Genomic DNA, 14,197 nt, shown 5'->3' with positions numbered 1-14,197 from the left:
GCGACGGTGACGTGGGCGAAGTCGACGGACTCGGCGCCGGCGGTGGCGAGCAGTTCGGCGTCGGAGATCTTGGTGATGTCCAACATGGTTTCCTCCTGGTGTCCGGTGTGAAGAATGCCTGGTTGCTATATAAATAATGCACCCGCTGGAGGTGGAAAACTACTCATGGATTGCGTGCGATGCGCGTGTTTCGGTGGCCGGCCGAGTACGTGCGTGCGCGGACCGGTGGCTTTCGCGCATACGAAAAGGGACCCTTCCTCGCGCTCGGTGCGAGGAAGGGTCCCTTGGGGTGCGGGTGGTGGGTGCGAGTGGTGCGTCAGCCCGCTTGGCCGTACAAGGCCTCGATTTCGGCTGCGTACTTCTTCGCGATGACGTCGCGCTTGAGCTTCATCGTCGTGGTCAGCTCGTCGCCGCCGGCTTCCCAGAACTCCGGCAGCACCCGGAACCTCTTGATCTGCTCGATCCGGGACAGTTTCCGGTTCCCGGCCTGGACACTGGCCCGGATCTTCTCCAGTACCCGCTCGTCATGGGCGAGGACGGCCGGATCCGCCGCAGCGGCGGTTTCGGCGGCGAAGGCCGCGGCGGCCTCCGGGTCGAGGGTGATCAACGCGACGTTGTACGGCTTGTCGTCGCCGTAGGCCATCATCGGCCCGATCAGCGGCGAACCCGCCTTGATGGCGTGTTCGATATTGCTCGGCGACATGTTCTTGCCGCCGGAATTGACGATCAGTTCCTTCTTACGGCCGATGATGCGGTAGTTCCCCTGATCGTCCACAGTGGCGAGATCGCCGGTGCGCAGCCAGCCGTCCCGGCCGAGTGCTTCCGCGGTCTTCACCGGGTCCTTGCGGTAGCCCCGCATCATCCACGGCATGCGCACCAGCAGCTCGTGGTCCTCCGCGATACGCGCTTCGGCGCCAGGGGCAAGCCTTCCGATGGTGCCGATCTTCGAATCCGACGGCGACGATCCCGCGCCGAAACCGCATTCCGTCATGCCCCAGCCGACGCTGACCGCGACGCCGAGCCTTTCCCAGAAGGCGTAGACGTGCTCGGCGATCGCCGCGGTGCCGGTCAGTGCCCATTTCATGCGGTCGTAGCCGGCCTCGGCGCGGATCGTGTCCAGCAGCCGCGGATCGCCCGCCTCGAACGCGGCCGCGGTTCCGGGGGCGGCCAGCACTTCCCGCTCGACGCCTGCCTTGAGTTTCTCCCAGGTCCGTGGCACGGCCGCGAACGTGGTCGGGTGCAATTCGGCGATGGTCTCCGCCAGCTTGGCGGGATCGGCGAGGCAGGTGACCTGGCCACCGCGCACGATGGGGTAATAGTGCCGGAAGAACCGGTCACCCGAATGGCTGGACGGCAGATAGGAAATCGTCGTGTCGCCCGCCTCCATCGGCCAGATGGTGGCGATCGCGTCGATCATCCGGAGCCAGCCCCGGTGGGTGTGCTCGACGCCCTTGGGCGGCCCGGTCGTCCCCGAGGTGTAGATCAGGCACAGGAGGTCGTCGGGTGCCACCGCCCGCCACGTGGCCTCGAAATCGAAACCCGGTTCCGGCCCCAGCAGGTCCAGATCGCCGTCCTCGACGATCAGGAGGTGGTCCAGCGGGGCACCGGATTCCTTGACGCGGTCGGCGAATTGCCGTTCGCAGACCATGATCCTCGTATCGGAGTGGGTGAGCAGGTAGCCGATCTGCTCCGGCGAACTCGTGTTGTAGATGGACAAGGTGGTGGCGCCGAGATGGGAGGCCGCGACCTCGGTCAGGTTGAACTCGGGACGGTTGGTCAGCATCGCGGTGAACGTGTCGCCCCGCTTCAGGCCCAGTGCCGCCAACCCGCCGGCGATCCTGCGCACCTCGTCGCCGTAGCGTTTCCAGGTCAGCTGGACGACGTCGCCCGGTGTGCGCAACGCGATGTCGTCCGGGTGTGCTGCCACGGTCTGCTGGAACGCCTCGGGGAAGGTTCTGGCTCGCGACATTTCCGTGGTCTCCTCAGGTCAGCGGCTTTGTGAGCATTCGGCACGGAGTGCGGGCGAAGCGTCTCTTGGATTGCTTTGCCAGGCTGAGCAACCACGAAGAAAGAATCCGAGGCCGGGCGGCGCATAATAAACGGAAATAGGGGCTCGCACATCCCGGAAAAATCGGCAACCTCAGGAGATGCCATGTCGTCACCACCTACTCGGCACTGGCTCGCGCTCGCGCTGTTGGCCATGACCCAGTTCGTACTCGTCGTCGACACCGCGATCGTGATCATTGCCGCCCCCTCGATGGAATCGGGCGTCGGATTCACGCCCGAAAGCCTGCCTTGGGTCACGAACGCCTACGCGCTCGCCTTCGGTGGCCTGCTGCTGCTCGGTGGCCGGGCGGGCGACATTCTGGGACGCCGCCGGATGTTCATCGTCGGCTTGGCGCTGTTCGCGGTCGGATCGCTGGCCGGCGCGCTCGCCGGCTCGCCGCTGTGGCTGATCGTCGCCCGCGTGGTGCAGGGTGTGGGCGCGGCAACGGTTTCACCCGCCGCGCTCGCCTTGGTCATGACCCTGTTCACCGGGCAGAAGGAGCGGAACAAGGCGCTCGGTATCTGGGGCGCGGTGGCCGCCGCGGGCGCCGCCACCGGGTACGTCCTCGGCGGTCTGCTCACCGAATGGTTCGGCTGGCAGGCGGTGTTCTGGGTCAACCTCCCGATCGTGGCCGTGGTCGTCCTGCTGGCGCCGCGGCTGCTTCCCGAGGCGAAGGACGCGAGCCAGCGTACGTTCGACCTCGCCGGAGCCGTCACGGTCACCGGAGGCGTTTCGCTGACGGTGTACGCGTTGTTCAACGCGCAGACCGCGGGCTGGGCCACCGCCCAGACTCTCGGCCTTTTCGCCGCGGCCGTGGTACTGCTCGGCGCGTTCGTCGCGATCGAGGCACGCAGCAGCCACCCGCTCATCTCGCTACGCATCTTCCGGATCGCGTCGCTGCGCAACGGCAACGGTCTCACGCTGCTCACCCAGGGCGCGATCATGCCGATGTTCTTCCTCCTCACCCTGTACGTGCAGCTGGTGCTGGGATTCACGCCGCTGCAGGCCGGATTGGCGCAGATGCCGGCGGCGTTGTGCTTCACCCTGCTGGGCACCCACGCCGGCAACCTGGTCAGCCGGATCGGCTACCGGATCCCGGCGGCGGCCGGGAGCGTGATCGCCGCGGCGGGCCTGCTCTGGCTGGCTCAGGTAGGCGTGGGCGGCAACTACTTCGCCGACGTGCTCGCTCCGCTGACCATCACCTCGATCGGTGCGACGCTCAGCGTCGTCGCCCTGATGATCGCCGCCACCGCGGAGGCACCCGCGGACAGCGCCGGCCTGGCTTCGGGTCTGGTCAACGTCACCCAGCAACTGGGCGGCGCGATCGGGCTGGCGGCGCTCAGCTCCGTCGCGGCGGCGGCCACCGGGCGGTCGACCGGGCGGGGCAGTGACTCGCTGACGTCGCTGACCGACGGGGTCGGCGCGGCCCTCACCGTCGGTGCCGGGCTCGCCGTGGCCACCGGCCTGCTCTCCGCGGTGCTCCTGCGGAAGGCGCGGCGAGCCGCCACCGAACCCGCGGACCCGGCTGCCGCACCGGTGGAGAGCGAGGGCGCGGTCGCCGGACGTTAGGGCGTCGCACGCGGGAAGCGTTGGTGGCTCACAGGAATGGACAGTGATGGTACGTACGCACGGCACGTCGGGCGGTGGCCCTGTCGTTCTCCCCGGCACGTTGCGGGACCGTTCTCCCGAGGACACCTGGGAGCTCGTGCGCCCCAGGCTGCGTGACTACGGGATCACCAGGGTCGCCGAGCTCACCGGGCTCGACATCGTCGGTATGCCGGTGTACATGGCCGTGCGGCCGCTCGCCACCACCGTGGGTGTCAGCCAGGGCAAGGGCGCCACGCCCTTGCTCGCCCGGCTGTCGGCGGTCATGGAGGCCATCGAGATGTCCGTCTGCGAGCGGTACTTCAGCACTCCCGACGCCTTCGTCGCGGCGGCCGAAGAGCTCGATCTTCCGTACACCACAACGGAAATCACCCCCACCGAGCGCTCGGTCATCTCCGATCGCTTCCCGCTGCGGTGGGTGCCCGCCGTCGCGCTGGGGGACGGGGCGCCGACCTTCGTCCCGCTCCGCGCGGTCGCCATGGACGGCATCGCCGACGGTACGTGGCGACCGCCCACCCAGTTCTGTTCGGCCAACGGACTGGCCAGTGGGAACAACCTCGCGGAAGCCACGATCCACGCGCTGCTCGAAGTCATCGAACGGTTCTCGACGGCCGGTATGGCGGAAACGCCCATCCGGCAACGCAGAGTGGTGGATCTCCGGACCCTGCCCGAGTGCTGGAGCCGGGAACTCATCGAGCGGTTGCACGAGCTCGACTTCTGGGTGGAGGTCGTGGACTGCTCGACCGTGTCGGGCGTGTCGACGTTCGCCGCGTTCGTCTGGAGTCCCGACATGCCGGGGCTCTACGCCGGATCCGGGAGCCACTTCCTGCCCGAGATCGCCGTGCAGCGAGCCCTGACCGAGGCGGTCCAGAGCCGCATGTCGGTGATCAGCGGGACCCGCGAGGACATCGGCAGCGGGGCGTACCGGGGAGTGCGCTACCCGGTCCCGCCGGTGACCGTCGAACCGAACCGGTCGTGGAGCGAGATCTCCCGGCCGTCGGTGGGCGCCCGCGTGCCGAGCGGGGAGGTGCTCGCCTGGCTGGCCGCCCAGGTGAGTGTCATGTCAGGCCGGCCGGTGCTGCGCGTCGACATGACCCCGCCAGGGGAGCCTTTCGCGGTCTGCAAGGTGGTCGCGCCGGGGCTGCCCGAGGCACAGCACGAGGCGAGCGAGGACCTGCCCCGCTACCCCGAGCCGGAAGACACGAAGCCGCGGCTGGCGCAGGCCTCCGCGCAGGAGTAGCCAAGGAACCCCATGACGATCCACGTCTTCGCCGGCCCCTCGCTGTCCGGCTCGTCCGTGCTCGAACTGGCCGGGGTGTGCCCGCATCCGCCGATCGCGCACGGCGATCTCTACCGTCTCCGGCCCGGTGCCGGGGACGCCGTCCTCATCGTCGATGGTGTCTATCAGCACACCGCGCCGGTGCGGCACAAGGAAATCCTCGACCTGTACGCGGCCGGTGTCCCCCTCTACGGGACGGCGAGCCTCGGCGCCCTGCGCGCGGCCGAACACCAGGGCCACGGTGTCACCGGTTTGGGCACGGTCTTCGCCTGGTACCGGGACGGCCGCTTGATCTCCGACGCCGACGTGGCGCTCACGCACGGCGATGCCGAGGTCGGCTTCCGTGCCTTCACCCAGGCGATCGTGAGCATTCTCGGCGTCACCGACAGTCTGGTCGCCGTCGGCCGGCTCGATCCTGCCGAGGCCTCGAAGGTCGTCGAACTCGCCCGGTCACTGCATTTCACCACCCGCACCAACGCGAACCTGCTGGCGTCGGCGGGGAAACGAGGGCTCGCCGGCCCGATGCGGCTCGTCGTCGACGTGTTGCGCGGCGACCGGCTGAGCGACGTCAAGCGCACCGATGCCGAGGACGCGGTCCGCGGTCTTCTCGCCGAAAACGCGCCGGCGCCACCGGCGCGGGACGTCGAGGTGCCGGTCACCACCTGGCGAAAGGAGTGGAGCCTCCAGCACACCCCGGCCACCGCCGATCCCGAAGGCCCGACCCGGCGCCAGGTGCTCGCCTGCGCACAGCTGTTCCTCCCGGACTTCCCGGACCGCCACACCGCGCATGTGCTGGCCCATCTGCGGCCCGAGTATCCGGAGGTCGGGGGCGACACGTTCCTCCCGGCCTGGCTGGACGCGCTGTCCCCGGAGGAACTCGTCCGCCGGGGGATCCTCGCCGAGGGCGAACCGGCCACGCTCACCAAGCACGACCGCGCGATCCGGGTGCTCGTGCGCACGTTCCGGCGTCGCTCGGGGCGGCTCGTCTACGACGGGATCCCTCCCGAGCTGATTCCCGACCTGGCCGCATTGACCGAACAGAGCACAAGACTGCTCCGCCTGAGCAATCAGGCCGTTCAGCTCAACCCGAAGTTCCATCCCGGCGACATTCCTGCCGACGTGCTCGACACGACGTTCGCCGCGTTGTGGCGTACCGGGGAACTGGCGACCCACGTGCTCGACCGCGGATTCCGTTCACTCGAGGAGTTCCGCGAGCAGGCACGGCCGTACTTCATCGCGGCACGCGCGTTCGTGGCGATGAGTGAACGTCCCGCGCAGGCGGCGTGAAGCGGCGGGTGGACGTCGTCGGCGGCACCACACCGGCTAGCGGAGAACGACCGGCAGTTCCCGTACGGACGTGAAGTCGGGGGAGGGCAGGAAGGTCGGCGGCCGTTCCGGGTCGATGCGCAGTTTCGGATAGCGGTCGAACAGGATGTTCAGCGCGATCCGGCCCTCCAGCCTGCTCAGCGGCGTGCCGAGGCAGAAGTGCGCACCGCGTCCCCAGGCGAGGTGCGGCTTGGGATCGCGGGCCGGGTCGAACACGTGGGGATCGGAGAAGACGCTCTCGTCGCGGTTCGCCGCGCCCAGCCACACCGAGACCAGCCGGTCGCGCGGGATCTCGTGCCCGCCCAGTTCCGTGTCGCGCATGGTCGCCCGGAGGATGCGCTGGAACGGCGGGTACATCCGCAGCGATTCCTCGATCGCGCCCGGCACCAGCGTCCGGTCGGCGCGGATCCGCGCGGCCTGCGCGGGGTTGTCGGCCAGCACCAGAACGGTGTTGCCGATCAGCGACGTGGTGGTGATGTGCCCGGCGATCAGCAGCAGGTTGGCGAAGTTGACCACCTGGTCGTCGCTGAGCCGTTCGCCGTCCACCTCCGCCTCGACCAGCAGGGTGAGCAGGTCGCCGCGCGGGGTGTGCCGCCGTTCGGCGGCGTGTTCGGCGAGATAGGCGCGGACCTGCCGGATGTCGGCGAGCCGCCGCTCGACCTCGCTTTCGAAGTCCAGCAGCGCGTCCCGGCTGCTGTACAGCTCCGTGCGCATCAGCTGCTTGAACCAGTCCCGGTCGGACGGCGGAACGCCGAGCAGTTCGGCGATCACGATGATCGGCAGCGGATAGGCGAACGCGTCCACCAGATCCACGCGGTCCGCGTCGCCGACCTCGTCCAGCAGCTCGTTGGTGAGCGTGACGATGTGCGGTTCCAGGTCGGCGACGAGCCGCGGCGTGAACGCGCGGTTGACGATCTTGCGCAGCTTCGTGTGCCCGGGAGGATCCATCCGCACCATGTTGCCGTCGGTCAGCTCCTTCCCGAACTTGAACTCGGCCGGGAACAGACGCTGGAAATCGCTGGAGAAGGTGATGGGATCCCCCATGACCTCCATCGCCTCGCGATGCCCGTACACATGCTGGATGCCCGTGGCCTCATCGAAGCGGAGCGGCGCGGGCGGGCGCTCCCCGTGAATCCAGATGTGCTGCTGGTGCGTGTCGAAGGAAATCACGTCGGTCATGTATTCCAGCTCCCGGAATCAGATCGAGCACGAATGCCTGGCGTGTTCCCCGGCAGTTTTCGAGCCGCCCCGACGCGGTGTTTTCCGCTGGCCAGATTAACCGGGCACGCACCGCTCGGCATCCCCAAGCCTGGTAGGGCCGCCGCCCGGCCTTATCAGGTTGAGGGATGCTCGGCCGGTCGTTTCTTCCCTATCGTTCCGGGCGGGCGTTGCCCGGGGACCGGCCGACATGGACTGCCGCCAGGAGGACTCGTTGAAGGTCATCATTCTCGCCGGGCTCGCCCCGTCGACGTTCTTCGCTCATGTTTCGCTCGCGACAGCGCTGCGCGACGCGGGGCATCAGGTAGTGGTGACCACCGCCGACGACGACGTGATCCCGGTGGTCGCGGCGGCGGGACTGCCCGCCCTGCCGGTCATGGAGCCGGGACTGACCCGGCACCAGATGATCGCCGACGCGGGGCTGGGCGGGCTGCCGGAGGACGCCGTCGAACGGGAGTACATGGCGGGCCGGTGGTTCGCGCTCATCGAAATCAAGCCCCTCGACGCGCTGCTGGCGTTCGCGCGGGACTGGCGCCCGGACGTCGTCATCGGGGGCATGCTGGCCTACAGCGCGCCGCTGCTGGCGGCCCGTCTCGGTGTCCCGTATGTGCGGCAGGCCTGGGACATCCACCCCACGAAGCTGTTCGACGCGGGGGCGGCGCACCAGTTGCGCGAGGAGCTCGCGGAACTCGGTTTCGACGGTCTTCCCGAACCCGATCTGATGATCGAGATCGTGCCGCCGAGCCTGCGCGCGCCGGAGACCACACCCGCGCAGATGATGCGGTGGATCCCGGGCAACTCGCAGACCCGGCTGGAACCGTGGATGTACACCAAGGGGGCGGGCGCCCGGATCGGTGTCACCGTCGGGACGACCGTGGCGGACTACAACCAGTACGACTACGTCGAAGGCCTCGTCAAGAACCTCGTCACTCTCGACGCCGAAGTGGCGTTGGCCGTCTCCGACGCCGCCGTCCCCGTCCTGCGGGAACGCCTCGGCGAGAACGTCCGGATGGGCTGGGCGCCGCTCGACATCCTCGCGCCCACCTGTGACGTCCTGGTGCACCAGTCCGGTGGCAGCACCCTGATGACGGCGTTGAGCTTCGGGGTGCCCCAGGTCCTGATCCCCGATCCCGGGCAGTACCGCCAGACCGAGATGGCACGCCGCCTCGTCGAGGCGGGCGCCGGGCTGATGCTCTTCCCGGAGCAAGCCACCACCGAGCTCGTCGCCGAGAAGTGCCAGGAGATCCTCTCCGATCCCGGCTACGCCGCGGCCGCGGCCGGGCTCGCCAAGGAGATCGCCGCGTTGCCGCTGCCGTCCGAAGTGGCCAGGCGCGTCGAGCGGCTCGTCCACTCCTCCGCGGCCGGGCAGGGGAGGTAGCGATGCGGTTCAAGGCCTTGCGCGCCGCGGTCGCGGCGGTGGTGGTCCTGTCGGTGGCTGTGCCCGCGCAGGCCAGCCCGCGGTCCGAGCAGCCGGTTTCGTTGGCGGGCAAGAAGATTCTGCTGGCCAACGACGACTCGGTCCAGGCGGCGAAGCCCGACGGATCGGACGGGCGAGGGCTGTACGTGCTCCGGCGGGCATTGTGCCGGGCCGGAGCCGACGTGGCGATCGTCGGTCCATGGGCCCAGCAGGGCGGGCAGAGCCGGGCCACGGCGGGGGTCGGCGTCGTGTCCGCCACCGCCCCGTTGGCGGTGCCCGCCGAGTTCTCCGCCGACTGCGCGAACACGTCCGCGCGCGGGCTGGTGCTGGGCGTATGCGAGGGCAGCGCCCCGTGTGGTCCCGCCAGCCGGTCGGTCACCCCGGCGGACGCGGTCGATCTCGCGCTGACCGCCGTGCTGCCGCGGCGTCTCGGCTGGAACGCGGGACCGGACCTGGTCGTTTCCGGGATCAACGCGGGGCCGAACACGGACTTCTGGGTCAACAGGTCCGGCACGGTCGGCGCGGCCAGCGCCGCGGTCGAGCGGGGAGTGGCCGCCGTGGCGGTCAGCGCCGGCACGCGCGTCGCGCCTCCACCGGCGACGGAAACCTATGAGGCCGCTGCCGACGTCGTCATCCGGCTGCTCGCCGCGCGCCGGCTGTGGTCGCTTGTGCGGGACATGGTGCTGGTGAACGTAAACCAGCCGGACGTGCGGCCCGGCTCCGGGCCGTCGCCGGTGCGCTGGACGTCGGTGGGAGGGGTGGCGCAGGGCTGGGTGAGCTACCAGCCGACGGGAGACGGGACCTACCAGTTGTCGTACAACCCGGTGACGCCACCGCCGGAGTTCGAGAACGACAGCGATACGAAGGCCTTGTTCGACGGCTACGTGAGTGTGTCGGCGGTGGCCGTCCACCGTGGCTACACCGGCCGCCTGCCTGGATAACCGGAAGCCCCTTGACGCGAAGCGCCGTCGGAGACGTTCACTCGTCTCCGACGGCGCATTCGCGTCAGGGCGTTTTCCAGGTAGGCGACGTCATTCGCCCCACTTCGCGTAGATCACGGGCTGTTCCCGGTGGGGAAGCTGCCGCAACCTCAGGTTCTCGAGGCCGAGCGTCTCGCGGAGCGCGGTGGTGACGCCGGGCCACCGCGGGTGGCCGAGCTCGTCGAAGGCAATGATGCTGCCCTTGGCCAGATGCGGGCGGATCGCCTCGAACACGTCGCGGGTCGGTTCGTAGAGATCGAGGTCGAAGAAGGCCATCCCGATGACGGTCTCGGGATTCTCTTCCAGATACTGAGGAACAGTCTTCCGCACGTCGCCTTGGACGACGAAGGTCCGTTGGACGTGCGAGACGGGATCGCCCGCTTCGTGCGCGTCGAGCACTTCGCGTAGGTGGTCCACTTCGTCGTGGGGGACGGCGAACCGGCCGACCGCCGCGCTCGGGCTCACCTGGTCGATCTCGGAGAGGTCCGGAAACCCGGTGAAGGTGTCGAAACCGATGATCCGGCGGAAGGAGTTGTACGGCTCGTGAATGCCGCGCAGCGCGGAAAGAATCGCGAGATGCCGTCCGTGCAGGACGCCGAATTCCATGATCACCCCGGGGAGGTCGAGCAGCTCCCGGTAGAGCGCGTCCATGGTCAGCAGGTCGGCGAGCTGGTGGCGCCGCAGATACACCGGAAGATTGTCGATCAGGTACACGGGCGGGATCGGCGTCTCGGTCAGGAGTTTCGTGAGCCGTTCCCGGACCACTTTCTCCTGCGGTGATTCATGCGGCAGGACGCGCGGGTCCTTGTGTTCGGTCATGCGTTTCCCTTCAGCGTCAGGACAGCCAGGCCTGCGGCGCGGGTCCGCCCCGGCCCGCAGGGGGGAACAGGGCGTCGAGCCCGGCGATTTCCGCCTCGGACAGCGGAGTTTCCAGTGCCTCGATCGCGCCGTCGACGTGGCCCTCCGTGCGCGGCCCGATGACCGCGCCGGTCACTCCCGGGCGGGACAGCACCCACGCGAGCCCGGCCTCGGCGGGCTCGCGGCCGATCTCGCGGCAGAACCGTTCGTATTCCGCGATGGTGTCGCGCAGCTCGGCCAGCGCGGCGGCCGCGCGGCCCTGCGCGGACTTGACCGCGGTCCCTTCCGCCAGTTTGCGGAGGGCGCCGCCGAGCAGCCCGCCGTGCAGCGGGGACCAGACGAGCACCGCGACGCCGTAGGCCTGTGCCGCCGGAAGCACCTCCAGCTCCGGGAACCGGGTCACCAGGTTGTACCCGCACTGTTCGGACGCCAGCCCGAGGAAGTGACGGTTCCTGGCGGATTCCTGCGCGGCGGCGATGTTCCAGCCCGCGAAGTTGGACGAGCCGACGTACCGGACTTTTCCTTGGCCGACAAGCTGTTCCATGGCCTGCCACACCTCGTCCCAGCTGCTGGTGTGGTCGACAAGGTGCATCTGGTACAGATCGATCCAGTCGGTGCCCAGCCGGCGTAGCGACGCCTCGCAGGCGGCGATGATGTGCCGGGCGGACAGGCCCTGGTCGTTGGGGCCGGGGCCGATCTCGTTGCCGACTTTGGTGGCCAGTACGACGTCGTCCCTTCGCGACGGGCTCGCCGCCAGCCACCGCCCGATGACCTCTTCGGTATATCCTTTGTAGACACGCCAGCCGTACATGTTCGCGGTGTCCACGAAGTTGATGCCGCGCGCCAGCGCGTGATCCATCAGCCGATGGGCCTCCGGCTCCTCGACCCGGCCGCCGAAGTTCACGGTACCCAATGCGAGACGACTGATCTTCAGGCCGGTCCGTCCCAGCTGCGTGTAGAACCGGTCACGGCCGCTCGGACGGTCGGTCCGGTCGAGCGCTTCAACGGCGAATGTCATGAAGGGCGTCCCCGTGGATTCGTCAGGTCGTGGTGGCTGTGGCGGTCGCGGGCGTCCGGCAGGCGGCGTACTCCCCGAGGTACTTGCTGAGCACTCTCCGGTAGTAGTCCTCGCCCCCGATCCGCGCGATCTCCGGTACGAGGCCACGCAATCTGGCGATGGACACCGGCCGGCTCGTCACGTCGCTGACGTATTCGCGGTCCGCCCGGACCCCGAGTTCGGCTTCGATGTGGTCCACGAGCCGTTCGATGGGAACCGCGGTTCCGGAGGCGACATTGACGACGGTGCGGCTGACGCCCGTGGCGAGCAGCCGGTCCACGACCGTGACCAGATCGGCGACGTCGATGAGATCCCGCCGCGCGCCACGGTGGAGCCGGACCACCCCCGACTGGATCTGCCGCACCAGGCTGGGCACCAGCATCTGCGCGTGCTGCGCGGGACCGACGACGTGGGTCAGCCGGAGGACGAGATAGTCGACGGGCGAAGCGGCGAGAACCGCTTCCAGCGCCAGGTTGTGCCTGCCGTATGCGGTCGAGGGAAAGACCGGGCCGTCCTCCCTGCCCGTTTCCCCCGACATCGAGTACATGGCGGCCGACGCGGTGGAGAAGAACACCAGTTTCTCCTGTCGCCGCTCACAGCGGGAAATCAGTTCGTACAAACGCGTGGCTTCCCGCGCGAAGTCCGCTTCGGGGATCCCGGAGGCGACAGACACCCCGAACGCGGCGACCACGACCCCGGGATGGGAGGTCGCGAGAGTGGCGAGGTTGGCAGCGAGGAAGCCGCTACCCATGACCTCCATCGGGGCTCCTTCAACGCTGGCAACACCGGTGCTGGAAACAGACCCATCGCGCTGACGGCAGTCCGTTGGATCTTCAGTCTTGCCCAGACCACTCGCCGGAGGCATCACCAACGTGGGTAGCGGTGACTCGGCCGGAACAACACGCGTTTGCCGCCAAGGCCACCAGAACGAGGGATGTGCTTACCCCTCGATCGGCCGCAATGCTGGACTGCCGGTCACCTAATGAAGGTGATCCGAGGGCCGTGCTCTCAGCCGGTTCGAAATCGTTCCGTCCGAAGGGGAACAACATGGTCGCAGTCGCCGGCATCCGGGGTGCTCATCCGTCGCAGTTCTGGCTGCGCGAGGAGAAACCGGCCGACGTCGTCGCGCTCGATCCGGTGACGAAGGTGTGGGGCGTCTACGGTCACGCGGAGTCGTTGCAGGTTCTGAACGCTCCGGCGACGTTCTCCTCGGAGGTGCAGCGGAAGGTCGCGGTCGACGAGCGGCTCAATGTGGCGAACCTGCTCCAGATGGACGGGGCACCGCACACCAGGCTCCGCAAGATGGTGAGCCGGGTGTTCACGCCGAAGTCGGTGACGGGGCTGGAACCGCGGATCGTCGAGCTGACGGGCGAGCTGCTCGACCGGGTCGCCGGGCACGACAAGTTCGACATGGTCGAGGACCTGGCCTACCCGCTGCCGTTGATCGTCATCGCCGAACTGCTGGGGGTGCCGGGCGAGGACCGCCCGCTGTTCCAGCAGTGGGTGGACATGATGTTCCGGGACCACAAGGAAATCTCGCTTGCCGAGACCGAGGAAGGCAAGGCGCCGCAGGCGAATCTGGGTGGGGCCGCCGAAGTGCTCCGGTACGTCAGTGAACACGTCGCGGAACGCAGGGTGCGGCCGCGGGACGACCTGCTCACCAGGCTCGTCGAGACAGAGGTCGACGGTGAACGCCTCACCGACGCCGAGGTGGTGAACTTCGGGTTCGTACTGCTGCTCTCCGGATACGTCACCACGACCATGTTGCTGGGCAACGCCGTACTCTGCCTGGACGCCTTCCCGGAATGGCAGGCCAGGACACGCGCCGACCGTTCGCTGATACCGGGCGTGATCGAGGAATCCCTGCGGATGCTGCCGCCGTTCACCGCCGTCTCGCGTGTCACCACCGAAGACGTGGAGCTGGGCGGGCAGCACATCCCCGCCGACGAGATGGTGATGGTCTGGCTCGCGGCCGCCAACCGGGACGAACGCGTGTTCCGCGACCCGCACACCTTCGATCCGGCCCGCGACCCCAACCACCACCTCTCCTTCGGCCGCGGTATCCACTTCTGCCTTGGTGCCCCCCTGGCTCGCGCCGAAGGCCGCATCGCGCTGAACATGCTGCTGGACCGTTTCCCGCACCTGCGCACGGATCCCGAGGACGGTCCGACGTTCCGGGACATCGCCATCATGACCGGGGTGGACAGGCTCCCCCTCCTGATCACCCCCGAGTACTGAGGCCGCCAACGCGCAAATAGTTGCACAACTGTTTGACTGTAGCCCGCGAACTGGGGTTTACTGGACGAGGAGGCCGGAACGACCGAAGGAGGTGAGGGCCGTGAGTCCGTCGCACAGTCGCAGCTCGACCGTGCTCGCCCACCCTTCGGGAGGACATCATGACCAGCACCTC

The 14,197-nt window shown here is 68.6% G+C and carries 11 protein-coding genes; 6 read left to right on the top strand and 5 right to left on the bottom strand.

Annotated elements, in window-relative coordinates; genetic code table 11:
* Positions 1-316: 316 nt before the first annotated feature.
* Positions 317-1,969 (bottom strand): AMP-dependent synthetase/ligase, encoded by a 1,653-nt coding sequence (locus ACFWX1_RS37810; protein WP_378394633.1) that lies wholly within the window; start codon positions 1,967-1,969, stop codon positions 317-319.
* A gap of 183 nt (positions 1,970-2,152) precedes the next feature.
* Here ACFWX1_RS37810 and ACFWX1_RS37805 point away from each other — a divergent pair, with 183 nt between their 5' ends.
* From ACFWX1_RS37805 to ACFWX1_RS37795, 3 genes are read left to right on the top strand one after another with little or no spacing between them, the layout of a single operon-like run.
* Entirely contained in the window at positions 2,153-3,616 is a 1,464-nt protein-coding gene (locus ACFWX1_RS37805; RefSeq protein WP_378394632.1) for an MFS transporter, read from the top strand.
* Positions 3,617-3,662: 46 nt separating this feature from the next.
* Positions 3,663-4,892, top strand: coding sequence for a YcaO-like family protein (locus tag ACFWX1_RS37800; RefSeq protein ID WP_378394637.1), 1,230 nt, complete (start codon positions 3,663-3,665; stop codon positions 4,890-4,892).
* Between the two features lie 12 nt (positions 4,893-4,904).
* Positions 4,905-6,218, top strand: coding sequence for a TfuA-like protein (locus tag ACFWX1_RS37795; RefSeq protein WP_378394631.1), 1,314 nt, complete (start codon positions 4,905-4,907; stop codon positions 6,216-6,218).
* A 36-nt stretch (positions 6,219-6,254) separates the two neighbouring features.
* On the opposite strand, the gene ACFWX1_RS37790 is transcribed toward ACFWX1_RS37795, so the two are convergent.
* Positions 6,255-7,436 carry a cytochrome P450 gene (locus tag ACFWX1_RS37790; RefSeq protein ID WP_378394630.1) on the bottom strand — a complete coding sequence of 394 codons (1,182 nt, stop codon included), beginning with the start codon at positions 7,434-7,436 and terminating at the stop codon, positions 6,255-6,257.
* Between the two features lie 253 nt (positions 7,437-7,689).
* Here ACFWX1_RS37790 and ACFWX1_RS37785 point away from each other — a divergent pair, with 253 nt between their 5' ends.
* Both ACFWX1_RS37785 and surE read left to right on the top strand, forming a co-directional pair.
* Positions 7,690-8,853, top strand: coding sequence for a glycosyltransferase (locus tag ACFWX1_RS37785; protein WP_378394629.1), 1,164 nt, complete (start codon positions 7,690-7,692; stop codon positions 8,851-8,853).
* A gap of 2 nt (positions 8,854-8,855) precedes the next feature.
* Positions 8,856-9,833 (top strand): 5'/3'-nucleotidase SurE, encoded by a 978-nt coding sequence (gene surE / locus ACFWX1_RS37780; protein ID WP_378394628.1) that lies wholly within the window; start codon positions 8,856-8,858, stop codon positions 9,831-9,833.
* 90 nt (positions 9,834-9,923) lie between these two features.
* On the opposite strand, the gene ACFWX1_RS37775 is transcribed toward surE, so the two are convergent.
* From ACFWX1_RS37775 to ACFWX1_RS37765, 3 genes are read right to left on the bottom strand one after another with little or no spacing between them, the layout of a single operon-like run.
* Positions 9,924-10,691, bottom strand: coding sequence for a class I SAM-dependent methyltransferase (locus ACFWX1_RS37775; RefSeq protein WP_378394627.1), 768 nt, complete (start codon positions 10,689-10,691; stop codon positions 9,924-9,926).
* A gap of 16 nt (positions 10,692-10,707) precedes the next feature.
* Positions 10,708-11,748: an aldo/keto reductase gene (locus tag ACFWX1_RS37770; protein WP_378394626.1), complete on the bottom strand. Its 1,041-nt coding sequence runs from the start codon at positions 11,746-11,748 to the stop codon at positions 10,708-10,710.
* Positions 11,749-11,770: 22 nt separating this feature from the next.
* Positions 11,771-12,547 carry an NAD-dependent epimerase/dehydratase family protein gene (locus ACFWX1_RS37765; RefSeq protein ID WP_378394625.1) on the bottom strand — a complete coding sequence of 259 codons (777 nt, stop codon included), beginning with the start codon at positions 12,545-12,547 and terminating at the stop codon, positions 11,771-11,773.
* A 287-nt stretch (positions 12,548-12,834) separates the two neighbouring features.
* Here ACFWX1_RS37765 and ACFWX1_RS37760 point away from each other — a divergent pair, with 287 nt between their 5' ends.
* A complete protein-coding gene (locus tag ACFWX1_RS37760) occupies positions 12,835-14,025 on the top strand; it encodes a cytochrome P450 (protein WP_378394624.1) in 1,191 nt (396 codons plus the stop codon).
* Positions 14,026-14,197: the final 172 nt, after the last annotated feature.

This window comes from Amycolatopsis sp. NPDC059021, assembly GCF_042739895.1.
Lineage (GTDB): Bacteria > Actinomycetota > Actinomycetes > Mycobacteriales > Pseudonocardiaceae > Amycolatopsis.
Note: the sequence above shows the minus strand (reverse complement) of the source record. Positions and strands in the feature narration are given on the sequence as shown.